The organism is Rhodococcus sp. MSC1_016 (assembly GCF_023667485.2).
Lineage (GTDB): Bacteria > Actinomycetota > Actinomycetes > Mycobacteriales > Mycobacteriaceae > Rhodococcus_F > Rhodococcus_F oxybenzonivorans.
The window spans coordinates 2,914,113-2,932,915 of the sequence record NZ_JAMOZI020000001.1 but is presented as its reverse complement, the minus strand read 5'-3'; the positions used below and the strand labels follow the sequence as shown (position 1 = coordinate 2,932,915).

The window sequence follows — 18,803 nt, the reverse complement described above, 5'->3', positions numbered from 1 at the left end:
GTAGCGCATGTCACAGTAGGCAACTGTTCTGAGCTGGACCATATGCCGACCGCACGAAATTGGGGTCCCCGTTCGTGCGATGAGCACCAAGGAGTCAGTTGTCCTCGGGCCTGCTCAGCACGGTCGAACCCAGCCAGCGGCAGGCCTGCAACGCGAGCTGGATGTCGAGCACGATCGCCGGATCCTCGAAGTCGTGTCCCAACCGCTCCGCGGCCTGCTGGAGCCGGTACTGAATCGTGTTGCGGTGCAGATGCATCGCGTCCGCGGCCGCGGTGTAGCTGCGACCGCACGACAGGAAAGTCAGCAGAGTCTCGCGCAGCCAGCAGTCGCGTTCCCCATCGGCCGCCAGGTCGCCGAGTGTGCGGCGCACAAACCACCGCAGTGCGTCGATGTCGTCGGTCATCAGGGCCAGCGGCGTGATCTGGGCATAGGCGACAACCCGGCGACGGCCCGCGCAGGCGAGGGCCACGCGCTGGGCACGGGTGGCCTGCAGATGTGAACGCCGGAAACCGTTCTCGCCGCGACCGGAGTCGCCGAGCGCCAAGCGGACGCCGAGGCCATGCTCGGCCAGCGCCGCTTCCATCGCCTCGACGTCGAACGGCTCGTTGCCGCGCAGCGGAATCCACAGCCTGACCTCGTGCTCATCGGTCGGCACCATCAGCGGATGGCCTGTCGCACCGACGTACTTGGCCAGCAGCGAGCGCGTCTCGTCGAACAGGGTCAGCGCGTCGCGGGTGGACACCGACTCGTCGAGCCACGCCGCGACCGCGAGGTGGACGGTGTCGAGCCGATATCCCAGGGCTTGCTCGGCGTGGTGCACTTCGGCACCCGCTCCCGTCAGTAGCGTCTCGACCCACTGCCTGTGCAACCCGCTGCGGCTGCTCACCCACCTGTCCCGCTCGGCCTCGTAGACCTCACCGACCTGTTCGAGCATGCGGTCGATCCACAACGCGGTGCGGTTGACCAACGCGATGATGGCTTGCGGACTCGCCTCGGGGCCGAGGGTGAGGGCGAAGCTCATCGCCTGATCGAGGAAGTCGGTCTGCGCCATCCGGTAGGCGCGGATCACCACGGTGATGGAGACATCCCGTTGGGCGAGGACCCGCAGAAACGAACGCACCGGCAGGGGCAGCTGGATATCGGCTTCGCCGACGGCATCGTCGAGGAATTCGATCACCGCGATCACGTCCTCGACGATGCTGGCCTCCAGCAGGGCGGCCATCCGCTCGTCTTCGGTGAGCTCGGGCAGTTCCGAACGCGCCGAGGTCATCAGGTCGGAGACGAACGCCTCCATCCGGTGGCCCATCTCCAGGGCAACCGGTCGAAGGATGTTGTCTCCCCGAGAAATACCGCCAATAGATGTCGTCATGGATCCGGCCGATCTTGCGGTCGACCTTTTCGCCGCCGAGCAGCACACCGGGGTAGCCGCGGTGAGCGAGTTCGGTGCGTCGTGCAGGGGGCAGGAGTTCGGTGGGCGCGTGACATGATCATCCGACTATAACGATTGACTCACAACGTGTCACCGGTTCCGCCGGTCGCCAACAGGAGCTCGCGTGCGCCCACCCCGGTGACCCCCGCTAGCCGCGCGAAAGCTCGCGCAGGTACTGGCACACCTCCTCCACTGCATGCTTGGCCTGCGCGAACACCGTGACCTCGGTGAAGAAGCCGTGGAAGACGCCGCGGTACCTGGTCGACGACACCGGTACGCCGTCCTCGCGCAGCCGCTGAGCGTAGGCCTCGGCGTCGTCGCGGATCGGGTCGACCTCCGCGGTGATGATCAGCGCGGGCGGCAGACACCGCAACGACTCCGCATGCATCGGCGCCGCGAGTGGGTCGCCGCCGGGATGGCCTGCCCCTGTGTACTGCTCCCAGAACCAGCGACCCTCCGCGGCGCCGAGTAGTGGCGCGTCGGCGAAATCCGACCACGACGGCCGAGTGAACCCGTCGTCGACGGCGGGATAGGCGAGCACCTGCGCCACCGGCAGGGTGTCGCCCTTTTCGCGCCGGTACAGACACAGGGCGGTGGCGAGATTGCCGCCCGCGGAGTCGCCGCCGACCGCGATCTGCGCCGGGTCGATGCCCAGGTCGGGCGCCGATCTGGCCAGCCACGTGTAGGCGTCGATGCAGTCTTCCAGTGCGGCCGGAAATTTATTCTCGGGCGCCAGTCGGTATTCCAGAGACACGACCGTCCAGCCCGACCCGGCGGCGATCGCGCGGCACAGCTCGTCGGCTCCGTCGAGGGTGCCCAGGACGAACCCGCCGCCGTGTAGGTAGACGAGGGTGGGGCGGCCGGGCCCGCGGGAGCCGGCACCGTCCGCGCGGTACAGACGGGCCGCGATCGCGCCCGTCCGAGTCGGCACGGTCAGCTGCTCGACATGGTCGAGGCGCGTGATCGGCTCGGCGGACGGTGCGGAGTTGACCAGCGCGCGGGCCTGCTCGGGACCCAGCTCGTGCAGGCGTTTCGGCAGCAACTGGCTGATCAATCCGGCCACGGCCGTGGCCTGGTCATCGAGCAGATTCCGCCAGGCGGGAGCGGCGTCGTTCATCAGAATTCCTCGCTGATCGTTGACAAGTAGTGATCTGTGCCTCACCATCTTAGTCACGTGACCCAGACATTTGACTAGAAGTTCACGTTCCATTTGGGATCCGCTGTCGACGGTGTACCGCGCACACGATCTCGTCGAATCGAAAGGACAACATGATGACCGAAACGACGATCGGTCCCGCGACACGCGGGGCTGACTCGGTCGGCGGGGTCGACATCCGGATCGAGGACGACGCAAGTCCGATCGTCCGGCTCATCGCCCGGACCATCGCCGATTCTCTGCGCGCCGACAGCTCACTCCTGCCTGCCGGACTGTCGGGCGCGATCGCGATCCGCTCCCACGACACCCCGCAGGCTGCCACGCTCACCATCGCCGACGGTGCCATCGCGGTGTCGGGCGGTGTGTTCGTCGAGCCCGACCTCGACGCGACCGTCGACCTGAACCAGTTCTTCGCCCCCGTCGGCGAGCCCGTCGGCTCGCCCGAGTTGCTGGGCGTCGCCGTGGCGCTGCTGTCGCCGCCGCTGCCTGACTGGAAGACCGCCGCGGTGAGCTTCTGGGACAAGGCCCGGTCGGTTCCCGGCATCCCCGACATGCTGGTCGCCGTCATCGAGGGCCCCGACGGTGTCGAGCAGGTCGTCGCGGGCGAGGGGGAGACCCACTATGTCATCGCAGGCCCGCCGGAACTGCTGGCGGCCGTCTTCACCGGCGCGGTCGATCTGCTCGCCGCCCTGTCCACCGGCCTCATGGGCGTGCGTGGCACGCTCTCGCAGCTGTCCGTGCTGGTCGCAGCATCCTGGAAGGTTCGTTACGATGTCTGAAATCGCCACCACCGCAACGGCTCTCGAACCCGGCGTGCACACGGTCCGGATCGAGTCCACCAACCACGACGGCTCCTTCCACGGCAAGAACGTCTCGCCCGCGAAATTCACCGCGTGCGCGGAATCGGGTTTCGCGATGGCCGATCTGCTCTTCGGCCTCGACCTCGGCAACGCGCCGACCCTCGGGTTCGACTACCCCGCCTGGCGTGGCCATCTCGCCGACCTGCAGTTCCGGCCCGACCTGTCGACGCTGGTGCAGTGGGCGCCCGGTGTGCAATCGGTGATCGGTGACTACTGGCAGCCCAACGGCACCCCGATCGGCACGTGTCCCCGCAATCTCGCTCGCAAGATGGTCGATCAGCTCGCCACGCGTGGTTTCGCCGCGACCATCGCGGTCGAAATCGAAGCCACCCTGTTCCAGGAATCGGTGCACGAGGCAAGGGCGAAGGGATATCGCGATCTCACCCCGCTCGGCGGGTCCGCGGGCACCGCCTACAACTTGGCGAAGTCCAAGGACTGGGTCGACTACATGTCGGCGGTCGCGCGGCGTCTCGAGGAGATCGGCATCGAGTGGGAGGCGTGGAGCGATGAGGACGCGGCCGGTCAGGTCGAACTCAATCTCGTTCCCGGTGACCCGATCTCGGTGTGCGACAATTGGGCTCGCTCCCGGCAGGTGATGCGCGAGGTGGCCTTCGAACTCGGCCACACCGTCACCTTCATGGCCAAACCGACCGCGGGCTACGGCCAGGCCTCGCACGTGAATGTGTCCCTGCAGCGCGACGGCGTCAACGCGTTCTACGCTCCCGAGGGGCCGTCGGACACCATGCGCCACGCCGTCGCCGGGCTGCTCGCGACGATGCGTGGGGCGACCTCGGTCATGCTCCCGCAGATCACCTCCTTCCGTCGCCTGGTCGACCTGAGCGGTCCGCCGACGACCGTGACCTGGGGCATCGCGAACAAGACCACCGCGGTGCGTGCGGTGGTCGGACACCCCGCCTACTCCCGCCTCGAGTACCGCGTGCCCGGCGCCGATGCCAACCTGTACCTCGCGGTCGCGACAATCCTGGCCGGTGTGATCGCCGGGATCGACGGCAAGCTCGAACCGGCCGACCCGATCACCGATATGGCGTGGTGCGCGCCCGACCTCGAACGGCTGCCCGACACCATCACCAAGGCGGCCGACGCGCTCGAGACCGACCTGATCCTGCGCGAGCAGCTCGGTGACGAGTTCGTCGACTACTGGGTCGGCACGCGGCGCTGGGAGTGGATGCAGTTCCACACCACCGGCGGTGACCCGTTCGCCGACCTGTCCGAGTGGGAGTCCACGCGCTACTTCGAGTTCCCGTGACCGTGGGCTCGGCCCGGCGCAAGCCCCTGATCGGTCTGACCGGACGACGGTTCAGGATGGGGCTGATCAAGGGCTCGCACCCGGGTTACGGTCAGCGGCTCACCGACAGCTACTTCGCCGATTTCGCGGAGCGGATCACCCGCGCCGGTGGTGTGCCGGTGAATCTGCCCTACGACGCCGATCCGGCGGAGCTGGGCGATTGGCTGTCCGGTGTGCTGATCACCGGTGGTCAAGATGTGCATCCGAGCCGCTGGGGTGGGGACGAGTCGGTGGTCAGCGGGATCGATCCGCGGACCGACCCCTCGGTCCACGATCCCAGCCGGGACGAGTTCGAGATGACGTTGACCCGGGTCGCGCTGGATCGCCAGATCCCGCTGCTCGGCGTCTGCCGCGGCATGCAGGTGCTCAACGTGACCCTCGGCGGCACGCTGATCCCCGACCTACCGGTCGGACCGATCACGCACCTCATGTCGGCGCCTCCGCTGTCGGACGGCGATCCCGAGCACGTCGTCACCTTCGACGTGGGAACAACCGCCCAGAAGGTGTTCGGCGATCGGCTGGTGACTAACTCATGGCACCACCAGGCGGTCGATGTCTGCGGTGACGGGCTGGTCGTCACCGGCCGCACCGACGACGGTGTCGCCGAGTCGGTGGAGCTGCCCGGAGCCGCCGTGTTCGGGGTGCAGTGGCATCCCGAGTGGATGGCAGGTGACGACGGCGCGGTGCGCTGGCTCGTCGAAGCGGCCAACGAACGGCACTGAGCGAAGCGGAAATGGCTGTGGCCGCCACCGGTCCGGTGGGGGCCACAGTCGCTTCTGTGGGGAGTTCAGTCCACGCTGACCCAGGACACCAGCGACCGCATATCCGGCGCGGGCGTGCTCTCGGGGATCTCGACCGTGAGCGTCTCGGCGGAGCCCCCTCCAAGATTGGCCGCCATCCATGTGTCGAGCACGCTGAGGGTGAGCTCCATCTGTATCTGTGCCGCGGCGGTGTCGGTGAACACCAGCCAGTTGAGTGCGAAGCCGTCGGACAGCGCGGCGACCAAGTAGATCAACCGGTCGATCGTGTCCGGTGGAACGTGTTGGCCCGCCGCGGTCAACGGTGCGCCGAGGATCGTACGCATGGTTTCGAAGGCGGCGTTGTACACCAGCTGGGCCTGCGCGCCCTCCCGCTGGCCCCAGCTGATCAGCTCGATGATTGTCGCGCCGAAGGCGGGGTTGTCCAGGTACCACTCCATCAGGCCGCGTAACAACGCCCGTGCGGTGGTCGGAATGTCGCTGTGGACGTCGTTGCGGATGAGCACGTCGCGATACTCACCGGCGAGGTACTCGAACACCGCTCCGAACAGCACCTCTTTGGTGGCGAAGCAGTAGTGCAGCGTCGCCAGTGGAGCCTTCGCCTCCTCGGCGATCCGGCGCGTAGTGGCTCCGTCCACTCCGTGGTCGGCGATCACGCGCACGGCCGCGGCTACCAGCTCGGCGCGACGTTCCGCGGCGGGAATGCGAGCCATGCGAATCTCCTTCTCACCAGATCTGAACGACTGATCAAGTCAAACTCGACATTACCAGCCCGAACAATTCGCCAGACCCGCATCCGTTGCAGTTGGGCAATTAGTTAGTCAAACGCCTTGATCATTTGACCCACTACCGTTACGGTTATGGCAGGCCTCACATTCCCTCGCGAACCGGGCCCATCGAGAACCGTCGACGACGGCGTGCGAGCCGCGTCGGCCGCAGCCCGGCCACTGCAGAGCGATCGACGGCCTACCACCTGCTACCGCGAAGAGGACGACATGACCCAAGTCGAATCGGTCCACGCCGAACGCGCGATCGCGCTCGAACGCCTGTCCGTGGACCCGCCGATCGACACCCTCGTCGGCCTCCTGGCCGACCGGGCCGTCCGCTCGCCCGACCGTGAATTCCTCCGATTCGTCGACGGGTCGTGGACCTTCGCCGAGATCGACGACTGGAGCACGCGGCTGGCCCAGCGGTTGGTCACCGAAGACGGTGTCCGTCCGGGGGACCGCGTCGCGATCATGCTCCCCAACGTGGTGCAGTGGCCGGTCGCCTGGCTTGCGATCCTCGGGGCAGGCGGCGTCGCGGTGCCGGTGAACTCGTCTTACCAGCGCGCAGACCTCGAATTCGTGCTGCGGGACTCCGGTGCCCGGGTGATGTTCACCGACGCCGCGCACACCCCGATCGTCGAAGAGGTGCGCGCCGCCAATGACGATCTGGCCGATGTCCGGATCGTCGGAGTCGGTGCACGCGACGAGCTCACGCAGTATCCGGCGGCGTGGCCGGGGGTTGCCATCTCCGGCGACACCCTCGCGAACCTCCAATACACCTCAGGCACAACCGGATTCCCCAAGGCCTGCATGCTCACCCACGATTACTGGACCCGGCTGGGCTGGGTCTGCGCGAACGCAGCCGGTCTCGGCCCCGACGACGTGGCCCTCACCTCGCAGCCATTCTCCTACATGGACCCGCAGTGGAACACGTCGTTATGCCTCACGATCGGCGCGCCGCTGGTGGTGCTTCCCCGGTTCTCCGCCTCCGGTTTCATGGCCGACGTCCGAAAGCACCGGGCCACGTTCTGCTACGTGCTCGGTTCCATGCCCACGCTGCTGTTCAAGCAGCCGCCCAGCCCCGACGACCGCGACAACGACCTGCGCATCGTGCTGTGCTCGGCCATTCCGGTCGCGTTGCACGCCGAGCTCGAACAACGCTGGGGCGCGCCGTGGCGGGAGATCTTCGGGATGACGGAGAGCGGGGTGGACCTGTTCAGCCTGCCCGAGAGGGCCGGTGATGTCGGCAGCGGACGACTGGGTCAGCCGGTGCCGACCAAACAGGTCCGCGTGGTCGACCCGCAAGGCCGTGAGGTCGGCGACGGTGAATCCGGCGAACTGATCACCGCGGGCAAGCCGATGATGCTCGGCTACTGGAACCGGCCCGAGGAGACCGCGCAGGCCCTGCGCGACGGCTGGCTGCACACCGGCGACGTCGCGGTGCGCGAGGCGGGCAGCTATCGCCTGGTCGGCCGGATCAAGGACATGGTCCGTCGCGGCGGGGAGAACATCGCCAGCGCCGAGGTCGAACGGGCGCTCGAACGCGACGACACCGTCGTCGCGGCCGCGGTCGTCGGTGTCCCCGACGAGCTGTTCGGTGAGGAAGTCAAGGCCTTCGTGCAGCTGGCAGCAGGCGTCGAGGAGGGTCGCGAGACTGCCGAGCGGATTCTCGGAAATCTTCGAAACCAACTGGCGCGCTTCAAGGTCCCGCGCTACGTCGAGTTCGTCCCCGATTTCCCGCGCACGCCGTCCGAGCGGGTGTCGAAGCCTGCGCTGAAGATTCGCGCCGCCGAGCATCCCGGCACCACCTACGACCTGCAACCCCCGCGTGCCTGAGGAGCCAGACATGACCGACCACTACCTGGACGTGCACATCGACGACGACGTCGCGGTGCTCACGCTGAACCGCCCAGCGAAGCTGAACGTGATGGATGTGGCCACCCGGGTGCTGCTCGCGCAGACGATCCGCCGGTTCGGTACGGGTGATCTCGTCCGCGGGATCGTCCTCACGGGCACCGGGCGGGCATTTTCCGCCGGGGAGGACCTGCAGGCGGTGCCGACCGACTACGACGAGATTCGCGAAGCCTTCGCGACCTTCCATGACATCACCCGGGCAATTCTCGAGACGAAGGTTCCCGTCATCGCCGCCGTCAACGGTATTGCGGTGGGCGGTGCCTCGGAGATCACGCTCTGCTGCGACTCCCGGATCGGCAGCCCCGCCGCCGAGTACTACCAGCCGGAGAACCACCGCGGGATCATCATTTCGAACGCTGCCAGCCTCCTGATGGGCCGGCTGGTGCGCAATCATGCGATGCGAATCATTCTTGGCTCCAGCCGGATCGGCGCGGAGGAGGCCCTGCGGATCGGGCTGCTCGACGAGATCACCGCCCCAGAGGCGCTCGTGGACCGCGCGGTCGAGGTGATCCGGCAGTGGAACACCGACCCTCGTATCACCGCGCTGCACCTGGGTTTGCTGCGGCCGCGCCTCGAAGCCATCGAGGCCGCGTTCGCCCGCGAAGACGACGCCGCCCGCCAGTCGTGGGAGTCCGGCGCCTTCAGTGAAGGCATCGAGGGCTTCTGGACATCGAAAAACGCGGCGCCATCGGCGTCGCAATAGCGCAATCAAGATCGGAGACATGATGATCACCACCGAAGCAGCTGTCCTCACTGCGGTGAACGAACCGCTGGAATTCACCGAGATCCAGGTCGACGACCCGGAGCCCCACGAGGTCCGCCTCGCCGTCTCGAATGTCGGCCTGTGTCACAGCGACCTGCACTACATGACCGGTACCGTGGGCGCCGACCTGCCCGTGGTCGTCGGGCACGAGGTGGCGGGCGTCGTCGAGTCGGTCGGCTCCGGGGTCTCCTCGTTGCTCCCCGGCGACCGCGTCGTGGGCGCGCTCACGCCGTCGTGTGGGTTGTGCCGCAACTGCCAGGTCGGGCATTCGACGCAGTGCCAGCGTGTCGCGCAGATTCGGCAGCGGTCGCGCCCGGCTTTCCAAGTGCCGGGAGGCCAAGTCGTCGAGCGACTCGGCGACGTCGGCGCGTTCTCCCGCCACACCCTGATGCGGGAGAACTCGCTGGTGAAGGTTCCCGACGAGGTGGGACTACATGTCGGGTGCCTGCTCTCGTGCTGCATCATCACCGGTGTCGGCGCCGTGTTCCGCGCCGCCCAGGTACGCCCCGGCGCGACCGTGGCCGTGATCGGCTGCGGCGGTGTCGGATCGGCCATCATTCAAGGGGCGCGGCTCGCGGGCGCCTCGGCGATCGTCGCCGTGGATCTCGACGAATCCCGGCTCGCGGCGGCCCGGACCTACGGTGCCACGCACGTTGTGAACGGGGCGGCAGATGTCCCTGCTGAGATCCGGAACGTGCTCGGCGACGGGGTGGATTACTCGTTCGAGGCCGTCGGCAACGCGCGGACCGCGGCTACCGCGCTGGCGGTCCTGCGGGCCACGGGCACCGCATGCCTCGTGGGTATCGCGCCCGACGGCACCGATCTCACCCTCCCTGCGTCGGACTTCTTCTTCGGTGAGAAGCGCCTCATCGGCTCCTACATGGGCTCCGGCCAAGCGCACGAGGATATTACGCAGTTCGCGCACCTCTACCTGCAGGGTCGCCTGCTGCTCGACGAGATGGTCAGCGACGTCATCCCGTTCAGTGAGGTCGACAAGGGCTTCGAAGCGATGAAGTCGGGAGAGGTAACCCGCATCGTCGCCGACCTCACCGTGTGAACCCCCACCCCTTCGAGCACCCAGGGAGCCCCAGATGGCGAATCCGCAACTGTCCCAGCCAGTCAACTACATTGCCGACGAGTGGTCCGAGTGCCAGACGATCCCGGACGCGTGGAATCTCGACCCCAACACCGGCCAACCCGTCCACCGGGCCGTCACCTCGAGTCCGGACGACGTGGAGCGCGCGCTGCGCCATGCCGAACGGTCCTACGGCTTCGAACGCTGGGACGACACGGCGAGAGAGGAGCGTGCGGCGGTCATCGAGCGCGCAGCTGAGATCGTCGAGACCCGGATCGAAGACATCGCCCGGACCGACGCTCTCACCAGCGGTGTCCCGATCGCGAAGGCCCGGATGGTCGCGGAGTTCCTCCCGCACAGGATCCGCTCGTCCGCGGCGGAGCTACGCACCATCCCGCGGCGCACGGCGCTGGCGGCCGGCGGCCGCGACGTGCGGCTGTACAAGGTCCCGTGGGGGCCCGCGGCCATCCTCACCCCATGGAACGGCCCGAGTTTCATTCCCGCCGCGAAGATGGTGAGTGCGCTGGCCGCCGGGTGCCCTGTCATCCTCAAGCCCTCGGAGCACGCGCCGAGCAGCGCCCAGATCATCGTCGAGAGCTTCGTCAAAGCCGGGCTGCCCGCGGGCGCACTGCAGCTCGTCCACGGCGCGGGCGATGTGGGAGCGGCGATCACTGGTGATCCCCGGGTGAAGATCGTCTCGTTCACCGGCGGACCGACCGCGGGCCGGGCGATCGCCCGCGCGGCAGCGGAAGACTTCAAGGTGCTCCAACTCGAGCTCGGTGGCAACAACCCGGCCCTCGTGTTGGATGACGCCGACATCGACGTGGCCGCCGACGGCATCCTCGAGGGGATGACCAAGCTCAACGGTCAGTGGTGTGAGGGGCCCGGGAAGGTGCTGGCGCACAAGAGCCTCGTCGAGCCGCTCCTCCGCGCGCTGATCGATCGCATCTCCCGCATCGAGATCGGACACTCCCTCGAAGAGGCCACGCAAGTGGGCCCCATTTCGAACGCGCCACATTTCGCCACGCTGCAGAGCCGGATCGAAGGGCTGCGGGCGCACGGCGCGACTATCCATCAGCCCGCGAACCTCCCCGCACTCGACGGATTCTTCCTGTCGCCCACCGTCGCTACGGGAGTTGACGCATCGGTGGCGACCGCCGAGCTGTTCGGGCCGATCGTCAGCCTGCACGCCGTGGAATCCGACGAGGACGCACTGCGCGTGGCCAATGCGAACCCGTCGGGTCTGGACGCCTACGTGTTCGGCGGCGACGTGGACCGCGCCATCGAGGTCGGATCCCGGGTGCTGTCGGGCGAGGTCCGAGTGAACGGTGCCAAGGTCGCCGATCTCGCCGACGGTTCGGCACAGAGCTTCTGGGGCACGTCCGGAATCGGCGGTCACGCCCCCGGCGAGTCCGTCCGCGTGTTCTGCGGCGACCGCGTGGTTGGCGTCGATGCACCCGATCTTCCGATGTAGCGCTCGGGACACTTTTCCGTCACCTCTTGACTGTGACCAGGACCACTGGTGTACTGGACTCAGTCAACTGATCCAGTCATATGATCACCAAGACGAAAGCGGCAATTTCCATGAACTTCCCCTCCACCTCGGATACCGGGATCGTCGATGTCATCGGCGTCGGCGCCGGCTTCTCCGGCCTCTACCTCTCGCACCGGCTCACGAGGGCGGGGTGGACCTTCGCCGGGTTCGAGGCCGGACCCAGTGTCGGCGGCACCTGGTTCTGGAACACCTACCCCGGCGCCCGCTGCGATGTCGAGAGCATCTACTACTCGTACTCATTCGACGAGGCGCTCCAGCAGGAGTGGACGTGGAGCCAGCGATTCGCGCCGCAGGCCGAGATTCTGAGCTACATCGAGCACGTCGCCGACCGCTTCGACCTGCGTAAGCACTTCACGTTCAATACCCGAGTTGTCAGCGCGACATGGAACGCGGACGACCGGCTGTGGGAGGTACAGCTGGACAACGGTGCGACTCGCCGCAGCCGCTACCTGATCTCGGGCGCCGGCGGCCTGTCCACCCCGAAGGACTTCGACGTGCCAGGCCTCGCGAACTTCACCGGACTCCAGGTATCCACCAGCCGGTGGAATATCTCGCTCGACGACCTCGCCGGCAAGCCCGTTGCCGTGATCGGCACCGGATCTTCCGGGGTTCAGGCCATCCCCCTGATCGCGGAGGTGGCCGAGCACCTCACGGTGTTCCAGCGCACCCCGAACTATGTGATGCCCGCACGCAACGCCGACCTCCCCCCGGAGCAGGTCGCCGCCATCAAGGACGACTACCCGGCGATCCGAGAAGAATGCCGGCACTCACCCGGCGGCATCCCCGACCGTCCCGTCACCGACAACGCCTTCGACGTCTCGGACGAGGAGCGCCAGCGGCGGTACGAGGAAGCGTACGAGCGCAGCGGCTTCCAGGGCGTCGGCGCCGAGTTCGCAGACCTGCTCACTGATCCCGAGGCGAACCGGACCGCCTCGGAATTCATCCACGACAAGATCCGCGAGATAGTGAAGGATCCGGTCACGGCGGAACTGCTGGTGCCCAAGTACCACCCACTCGGCGCCAAGCGCAGCGTGTTCGGCACCGACTACTACGAGACCTATAACCGGCCGAACGTGTCGCTGGTGTCGCTGCGTGGCGAGTCGATCGAGACGATGACCGAGAACGCGATCGTCACCTCGAAGGGCACCTACGAGGTGGACGCCATTGTGCTCGCGATCGGGTTCGACGCCTTCACCGGCCCGCTGTACGGGCTGAATATCACCGGCGCGTCCGGCGAGAAGCTGCAGGAGGCCTGGAGCGACGGTATCCGCTCCTACCTCGGGGTCATGGCCGCCGACTTCCCCAACTTCTTCATGGTCGGCGGACCGCTGAGTCCCGCGCTGGCCAGCAACGTGGTGGTGACGATCGAGCAGGCCGTCGACTGGATCGCCGACCTCATCGAGCACGCCCGCGACTCCAACGCCACGCTGATCGAGGCCACCCCTGAGGCCCAGAACGACTGGGTGGACATCACCGAGGGGACCGTCGCCCAGACGCTGTATGCCACGACCGACTCCTGGTATCGCGGCTCCAACATCGAGGGCAAGCCCAACACCTTCATGGGCTACGTGGGTGGCGTGGGCAAGTACCGCCGGATGTGCACCGAGATTGCCAAGCGCGGGTACCCCGGCATCCAGATCGACGGCGAAGCGCAGTCCCGCACCCTCGGCCCCATCCATCAGGAAATCTCATGAGTAAGACCGTGCACCGACGCTATGTCGCCTTCTCCGACGCACACTATGCCGGAAACCTGGTCGACGGTGCCTTCGCCCTGAAGTTGTTCGGTGACGTCGGCACGAACCTGTCGATCGAGATCGACGGCCACGAGGGGCTGTTCGCCGGCTACTCGTCCGTCGAGTTCCTCGCCCCGGTTCGTGGCGGCGATGTCGTGGAGGCCGAGGCCGCGCTGGTGAAAAAGGGCAACCGCAGCCGCACAGTCGATTTCGAGCTCCGGGTGATCTGCCGCGGTTCCGACGACACCGGCCGCTCGCAGGTCCTGGAGACGCCCCTGGTCGCGGTGCGCGCTCGCGGCACCGCGGTCATTCCTGCAGATGAGACGGAGTAGAAGCCATGGAGCTGATCCACGACACTGGCTGGGCCGCAACGCCTGTCGCCGCTGAACCATCCCTGCGCGGTGACATCGACTGCGACGTGGTGATCGTCGGCGGCGGCGGGGGCGGCATGTCGGCCGCACTGCGCCTCGCGGAGAGAGGCGTTGACGTGGTCCTCCTCGAGGCGAAGACCCTCGGCTGGGGCGCGACCTCCCGCAACGCCGGATACATCACCAACTCCATCGCCGCCGATCCGGAAATGCTGGGCTTCCTGCTGAAGCGCGAACGGCTGCGCGACCTCTACCGGTACGCCGAGAACGCGGTGCACTTCGCCGAAGATGCCATCACACACCACGGGATCGACTGCGGCTACCAGCAGGAGGGGATCGTGATGGCCGCCGTGTCCAAGGGGCAGCTGCGGCACGCACGCCGCAACGCGAAGGTCATGGCCGCGGCCGGATCGTCGGCCGAATTCGTTGAAGGTCGCGCAGCAGGCCTCCCGGACGGCTTCCTCGGCGGAGTGCGTGAGGGCGTCGGCGGCACGCTCAACCCGGGGGAGTTCGTGCTCGGTCTGCGGGCCGCGACGATCGCGGCCGGCGTGCGTGTCTACGAGCACACCCTCGCCCGCGACGTCACGGACACCGGCGGCGGGGTCACCGTCGAAACACCGGACGGAAGAATTCGGGCTCGCAAGGCGCTGCTGACCACAAACGCCAACAGCAACGGCTTGTCCATCGCACCGAAGCACCTCGCCAGCCCGGTGTGGACGTCCCTGGTGGAGACCGAACCCGTCGCACCCGAGCGACTCGACGAGATCGGCTGGACCAGCCGTGCCCCGATGGTCACGCTGCACATGATCATCGAGAGCTACCGCATCACCCCGCGGGGCACGATCGTGTTCGGCACCCGCCGCGTACAGTCCGGGCGGAACCCACTGCCCGACCGCACCCCCGCGCGGAACGTCGCAGACGATCTTGTCCGCGGATTCCACGACAGATTCCCGGGCCTGCGCGACGTCAAGCCGCAGCGGGCGTGGGGTGGCTGGATCGGCATGAGCTCCACCTGGCTCCCCGCCGCCGGCGAGGCCTCTGACAACGTGCTGTACTCGCTCGCCTGCAACGGCCACGGCTTCGCCCAAGCACAGTATGTGGGCCACCTGCTCGCGGACCGCATCGGCGGCGCGCCGCTGCACGACGACCTGGCGGCAATTTGGCACGGGCGCAAGCGCTTCTGGCCCAGCCTCGTCAGCGGCCCCGCGCTGTACGCGGCCTGGCTCGCCGACCGCGCCTCCGACCGCCTGGCAGCACTCACGAAATAACTATCGGCGTAAGCCACCTTCCAAGGAGATGCTCATGTCCATCAAAGAACTGCTCTTCGCGGTCTCGGACATCTGGATGATCGCCGTCGGATTCACCTACGGGATCAAGTTTATCCGGAACTACAAGAATTACCTGCTCGGCATCGAGTGGATCGTCGTCGCGACGTCGGGCACGAATTTCCTGCTCTACGGTCTCCTGAAGGCTGGTCACGACAGCCCGATGTATGCCTTCGCCTACTTCCTGGACGCCTTCTCCCGGTCGATCGGCATCACGCTCATCTTGGTCCTGGGGCTGATGAAGGTCACCCACCGGTACAAGCCGTCCGCGGCGGTGGACATCGGCGCGTTCGCCCTGGCGGGTGTGGTGGGTTTCCTCCTCAGCCATTTCGCGGAGGAGATCGGTCTGCCCGGCAAGATCTTCTACATCGTGGTCAACGTGCTCACCACGATTTTCCTCATCTACTTCGTCAAGCGGCTGTGGGGCATCGGCGAGCGCGGGCACGCGGCGTGGGCCGCCGTCGCCACCGCCTGCGGGTTCGTCATCGCGGCGACCTACGACTTCGTTTCCATTCCGGGGGACGACGCCGAGCACACGATCTTCTACATCTTCGCACTGTCCACGTGGGGCCTGCAGATGTTCGCGTACTACCGCGCCTACCGAGCATTCGACGCCCACAACAAGCGCGTCGACGCCCAGACGGTCAGCGGCAGCGCTCCAGCAACGGCGTAAGCGGCCGAACCCTCCGTGGTGATCGATCCATAGTCAGGAACCGAAATGTCAACGCATGTCATGCACGAAGAGACCACCGAGGTTGTCGTCGTCGGCGCCGGAATGTCGGGTCTGATGGCGGCCACCACGCTGGCGCCGGAGACCGACGTGGTGGTGCTCGAATCCACCGAGCGCACCGGTGGACGCGTCGAGACCGTCCGTCGGGGCGACTACTGGATCAACGTCGGCACCCAGTTCACCGAGGGCACCGGCACGCTGATCGATGCCCTCGACCGGCACGGCATCGAGATGGGCTCGCTCGCAGGCAAGAGCGTCGCGCTGTACTTGAACGGCGAGGTGGTCGACACCTCGAACCCCGTCGCGCTCATGTTCCGCACGCGGATGACCATGATGGACCGTATCGGCATGGCCATCGTCGGTGCCCGCATCCTTTCGGTCATGCCGTTCCTGGAGTCGCAGAGCCGTATCGCGCGACGGGTTCGCGCCAAGCTCGACACCAAGCTGGCGTCATACCTGCTGAAGGGTGTCCGGTCGCAGTTGGCCGCCGCCGTCGTGCGGTCGTGGTCGGCGCAGTGGATGGGATGCGAGGTGGAGGAGACGGCCGCCACCCAGTTCGTCACGTCGGTGGGCCTCGCGCTGGCCGACCCGGAGAAGATCCCGAACTTCTCGCTGCCGGTGGGTGGCAATCAGACGTTGACCGACGTGCTGACGGAAGATCTCGGTGGCCGGATCCGGCTGAACTCGGTGGTGCGCTCGGTGCGGCAGGACGGTGACGGCGTGGTCGTCGACTATCACGACGGTGACCGACCGGTGCGGTTGCGGGCAAAGCGCGCGATCGTGACCGCACCCGCCGATGTCGCCGAGCGAATCATCCCGGACCTCCCGCAGCAGCACCGGAATGCTTTCAACGACATCACCTACGGCCGGTACGTGATCGTCGGATTCTTCACCGACGAAGTCGGGCCGCAGCGCTGGGACGACTACTTCGCTGTCTCGACGCCGCAACTGTCGTTCCAGGCGATGTTCAACCACGCCGCCGCGATGCGGAACGGCGACAACCGTAAGCCGGGTGGAGCACTCGCCTGTTTCGCCGGTGGCGCTCACGCCGACGCGTTGTTCGACCTCCCCGACGAGGAGATCGTGTCGCGATACCAGCAGGACCTGCTCGCAGTGTTCCCCGAGCTGGAAGGGAAGCTGGGCGAGGGCATCGTGCGACGGCATCGTCGGGTCGTGCCCTTCTGGGCGCCCGGGCGGAGGAACTCGCTTCCGACGTTGCGTGATCCGCTCGGCACCACCTACCTCGCCGGCGACTATCAGCTCGAATTGCCCTCTCTCGCCGACGCGGCCACGTCGGGCGAACGGGCGGCGAAGGCCGTACTGGCGAGCCTGAGCGGCGTGGGGGTGCAGGGCGTCCCGACACGTTCCTGAATCAGCTCCCGTCCCAGCGCGCCCGGCAACCGGGCCGCGATACCAACACCCCACTGCTGCAATATTTCGAGGGAGAGGCCCCAGTGAGCTTCAAGAGCCCGTTTCCGGACGTCGAGATTCCGAACCTCAGCGTCTATGACTTCCTCTTCGGCCAGGTCGATGCGGCCGATGGGGATCGGCCGGCGCTGATCGACGGCGCTTCCGGTGCGGTCACCACGTATCGGGCGTTGATCGCCCAGATCGACGGGGTCGCGGGGGCGCTCGCCGCGCGCGGGTTGGCCGTCGGTGAGGTGGCGGCGTTGCATTCGCCGAACGTGCCGGCGTTCGCGTCGGTGTTCCACGGGATCCTGCGGGCCGGTGGGGTCGCGACCACGATCAACGCGTTGTACACCGCCGAGGACATCGCCAAGCAGCTCACCGACTCGAAGGCGAAGTTCCTGTTCACCGTCTCCCCGCTGCTGCCGCAGGCGAAGGCCGCGGCCGCGCAGGTCGGGATCCCGGCCGCGCACGTGATCGTCCTCGACGGTGCGGACGGGCACCCGTCACTGCAGGATCTGCTGGCCGAGGGGGCGCCGGCGCCGGAGGTGTCGTTCGACCCGGGCACCCAGTTGGCGGTGCTGCCGTATTCGTCGGGCACCACCGGTCGGCCGAAGGGGGTGATGCTCACCCACCGCAACCTGGTGGCCAATGTCTGCCAGATCGACCGGCCGATCGGGATCGGTGCCGACGACAAGCTCCTGGCGGTGTTGCCGTTCTTCCACATCTACGGGATGACGGTGCTGCTCAACGCCGCCCTGCGTAAGCGGGCGGCGCTGGTGACGATGCCGAAGTTCGACCTGGTCGAGTTCTTGACGATCGTCGCGGAGCAGAGGTGCACGTATGTGTTCATCGCCCCGCCGGTGGCGGTGGCGTTGGCCAAGCATCCGCTGATCGATCAGTACGACCTGTCGAGTGTGCATTCGATCTTCTCCGGGGCCGCCCCGCTGGATCAGGAATTGGGTAAGGCGGTGGCGAACCGGCTCGGGTGCCGGGTGCGGCAGGGGTACGGGATGTCGGAGATGAGCCCGGTCTCGCATGCGATTCCGTTCGATCGGGACGATATTGCGCTGGACTCGGTGGGTCCGAGTATCGCGAACATGGAATGCAAGCTGGTCGATCCCGGGACCGGTGCGGAGATCGAGCAGCCGGCCGAGGGGGTCAGTGCGGCGGGGGAGTTGTGGTGCAAGGGCCCGAACATCATGGCCGGGTATCTCGGTAACGAGGAGGCGACCGCGGAAACTCTGGATGCGGATGGGTATCTGCATACCGGGGACATCGCGACGGTGGATTCGGAGGGGGTGGTGACGATCGTGGACCGGATGAAGGAGTTGATCAAGTACAAGGGTTATCAGGTGCCGCCCGCGGAGTTGGAGGCGTTGTTGTTGACGCATCCGCAGATCGCCGACGCCGCCGTGATCGGGGTGCTCGACGAGGAGGGTGAGGAGGTGCCCAAGGCGTTCGTGGTCCGGCAGCCCGGCGCCGACCTGGACGAGGACGCGGTGATCGCGTTCGTCGCCGAGAAGGTCTCCCCGCACAAGAAGGTCCGCAAGGTCGAGTTCATCGACCTGGTGCCGAAATCGGCCGCCGGCAAGATCCTCCGCAAGGACCTACGCGCCGCCGAGGCCGCAAAGTAGACACTCCGACATGACTCACA

Annotated in this window: 16 protein-coding genes; 13 read left to right on the top strand and 3 right to left on the bottom strand. The window is 67.1% G+C overall.

The window, feature by feature from the left end; all coding sequences use genetic code 11:
• Positions 1-94: 94 nt before the first annotated feature.
• On the bottom strand, positions 95-1,369 hold the full coding sequence (locus tag L1080_RS13555) for a PucR family transcriptional regulator (protein WP_250771517.1): 1,275 nt from the start codon (positions 1,367-1,369) through the stop codon (positions 95-97).
• A gap of 208 nt (positions 1,370-1,577) precedes the next feature.
• Positions 1,578-2,546, bottom strand: coding sequence for an alpha/beta hydrolase (locus L1080_RS13550; RefSeq protein ID WP_250771522.1), 969 nt, complete (start codon positions 2,544-2,546; stop codon positions 1,578-1,580).
• Positions 2,547-2,701: 155 nt separating this feature from the next.
• On the opposite strand from L1080_RS13550, the gene L1080_RS13545 reads away from it, so the two are divergent.
• Genes L1080_RS13545 through L1080_RS13535 form a run of 3 tightly spaced genes read left to right on the top strand, consistent with a single transcriptional unit; the run spans position 2,702 to position 5,473 of the window.
• The gene (locus L1080_RS13545; RefSeq protein ID WP_159921547.1) at positions 2,702-3,364 is read left to right on the top strand and encodes a hypothetical protein; all 663 of its coding nucleotides are present in this window, start codon (positions 2,702-2,704) and stop codon (positions 3,362-3,364) included.
• Positions 3,357-4,712: a glutamine synthetase family protein gene (locus L1080_RS13540; RefSeq protein WP_250771525.1), complete on the top strand. Its 1,356-nt coding sequence runs from the start codon at positions 3,357-3,359 to the stop codon at positions 4,710-4,712. The genes L1080_RS13545 and L1080_RS13540 overlap by 8 nt, the downstream gene beginning before the upstream one ends.
• Positions 4,709-5,473 (top strand): gamma-glutamyl-gamma-aminobutyrate hydrolase family protein, encoded by a 765-nt coding sequence (locus L1080_RS13535; protein WP_250771527.1) that lies wholly within the window; start codon positions 4,709-4,711, stop codon positions 5,471-5,473. Before L1080_RS13540 ends, L1080_RS13535 begins: the two co-directional genes overlap by 4 nt.
• Before the next feature lie 65 nt (positions 5,474-5,538).
• On the opposite strand, the gene L1080_RS13530 is transcribed toward L1080_RS13535, so the two are convergent.
• Positions 5,539-6,222 (bottom strand): TetR/AcrR family transcriptional regulator, encoded by a 684-nt coding sequence (locus L1080_RS13530; RefSeq protein WP_159921553.1) that lies wholly within the window; start codon positions 6,220-6,222, stop codon positions 5,539-5,541.
• 147 nt (positions 6,223-6,369) lie between these two features.
• On the opposite strand from L1080_RS13530, the gene L1080_RS13525 reads away from it, so the two are divergent.
• The 10 genes from L1080_RS13525 (at position 6,370) to L1080_RS13480 (ending at position 18,783) form a co-directional block, all read left to right on the top strand.
• Positions 6,370-8,112 (top strand): class I adenylate-forming enzyme family protein, encoded by a 1,743-nt coding sequence (locus L1080_RS13525; RefSeq protein ID WP_459030969.1) that lies wholly within the window; start codon positions 6,370-6,372, stop codon positions 8,110-8,112.
• Between the two features lie 10 nt (positions 8,113-8,122).
• Positions 8,123-8,893: an enoyl-CoA hydratase/isomerase family protein gene (locus tag L1080_RS13520; protein ID WP_250771531.1), complete on the top strand. Its 771-nt coding sequence runs from the start codon at positions 8,123-8,125 to the stop codon at positions 8,891-8,893.
• A gap of 22 nt (positions 8,894-8,915) precedes the next feature.
• Entirely contained in the window at positions 8,916-10,010 is a 1,095-nt protein-coding gene (locus L1080_RS13515) for a Zn-dependent alcohol dehydrogenase (protein ID WP_250771570.1), read from the top strand.
• A 34-nt stretch (positions 10,011-10,044) separates the two neighbouring features.
• Entirely contained in the window at positions 10,045-11,502 is a 1,458-nt protein-coding gene (locus tag L1080_RS13510) for an aldehyde dehydrogenase family protein (protein WP_250771534.1), read from the top strand.
• Positions 11,503-11,612: 110 nt separating this feature from the next.
• On the top strand, positions 11,613-13,277 hold the full coding sequence (locus tag L1080_RS13505) for a flavin-containing monooxygenase (protein ID WP_250771573.1): 1,665 nt from the start codon (positions 11,613-11,615) through the stop codon (positions 13,275-13,277).
• Complete coding sequence (locus L1080_RS13500) at positions 13,274-13,648, top strand: hotdog fold domain-containing protein (protein WP_208961875.1); 375 nt, start codon at positions 13,274-13,276, stop codon at positions 13,646-13,648. Before L1080_RS13505 ends, L1080_RS13500 begins: the two co-directional genes overlap by 4 nt.
• 5 nt (positions 13,649-13,653) lie before the next feature.
• Complete coding sequence (locus tag L1080_RS13495; RefSeq protein ID WP_250771537.1) at positions 13,654-14,952, top strand: NAD(P)/FAD-dependent oxidoreductase; 1,299 nt, start codon at positions 13,654-13,656, stop codon at positions 14,950-14,952.
• A gap of 34 nt (positions 14,953-14,986) precedes the next feature.
• A complete protein-coding gene (locus tag L1080_RS13490) occupies positions 14,987-15,682 on the top strand; it encodes a transporter (RefSeq protein ID WP_250771540.1) in 696 nt (231 codons plus the stop codon).
• Positions 15,683-15,727: 45 nt separating this feature from the next.
• The gene (locus tag L1080_RS13485; protein ID WP_250771543.1) at positions 15,728-17,110 is read left to right on the top strand and encodes a flavin monoamine oxidase family protein; all 1,383 of its coding nucleotides are present in this window, start codon (positions 15,728-15,730) and stop codon (positions 17,108-17,110) included.
• An 83-nt stretch (positions 17,111-17,193) separates the two neighbouring features.
• Positions 17,194-18,783, top strand: coding sequence for an AMP-binding protein (locus L1080_RS13480; protein WP_459030965.1), 1,590 nt, complete (start codon positions 17,194-17,196; stop codon positions 18,781-18,783).
• The last annotated feature ends 20 nt before the right edge of the window (positions 18,784-18,803 follow it).

What these genes read in the sequence shown, in the direction of transcription:
- L1080_RS13555 (WP_250771517.1), bottom strand. Translation starts at nt 1,369, where the DNA reads ATGACGACATCTATTGGCGGTATTTCTCGGGGAGACAACATCCTTCGA.
- L1080_RS13550 (WP_250771522.1), bottom strand. Translation starts at nt 2,546, where the DNA reads ATGAACGACGCCGCTCCCGCCTGGCGGAATCTGCTCGATGACCAGGCC.
- L1080_RS13545 (WP_159921547.1), top strand. Translation starts at nt 2,702, where the DNA reads ATGACCGAAACGACGATCGGTCCCGCGACACGCGGGGCTGACTCGGTC.
- L1080_RS13540 (WP_250771525.1), top strand. Translation starts at nt 3,357, where the DNA reads ATGTCTGAAATCGCCACCACCGCAACGGCTCTCGAACCCGGCGTGCAC.
- L1080_RS13530 (WP_159921553.1), bottom strand. Translation starts at nt 6,222, where the DNA reads ATGGCTCGCATTCCCGCCGCGGAACGTCGCGCCGAGCTGGTAGCCGCG.
- L1080_RS13525 (WP_459030969.1), top strand. Translation starts at nt 6,370, where the DNA reads ATGGCAGGCCTCACATTCCCTCGCGAACCGGGCCCATCGAGAACCGTC.
- L1080_RS13520 (WP_250771531.1), top strand. Translation starts at nt 8,123, where the DNA reads ATGACCGACCACTACCTGGACGTGCACATCGACGACGACGTCGCGGTG.
- L1080_RS13515 (WP_250771570.1), top strand. Translation starts at nt 8,916, where the DNA reads ATGATCACCACCGAAGCAGCTGTCCTCACTGCGGTGAACGAACCGCTG.
- L1080_RS13510 (WP_250771534.1), top strand. Translation starts at nt 10,045, where the DNA reads ATGGCGAATCCGCAACTGTCCCAGCCAGTCAACTACATTGCCGACGAG.
- L1080_RS13505 (WP_250771573.1), top strand. Translation starts at nt 11,613, where the DNA reads ATGAACTTCCCCTCCACCTCGGATACCGGGATCGTCGATGTCATCGGC.
- L1080_RS13500 (WP_208961875.1), top strand. Translation starts at nt 13,274, where the DNA reads ATGAGTAAGACCGTGCACCGACGCTATGTCGCCTTCTCCGACGCACAC.
- L1080_RS13495 (WP_250771537.1), top strand. Translation starts at nt 13,654, where the DNA reads ATGGAGCTGATCCACGACACTGGCTGGGCCGCAACGCCTGTCGCCGCT.
- L1080_RS13490 (WP_250771540.1), top strand. Translation starts at nt 14,987, where the DNA reads ATGTCCATCAAAGAACTGCTCTTCGCGGTCTCGGACATCTGGATGATC.
- L1080_RS13485 (WP_250771543.1), top strand. Translation starts at nt 15,728, where the DNA reads ATGTCAACGCATGTCATGCACGAAGAGACCACCGAGGTTGTCGTCGTC.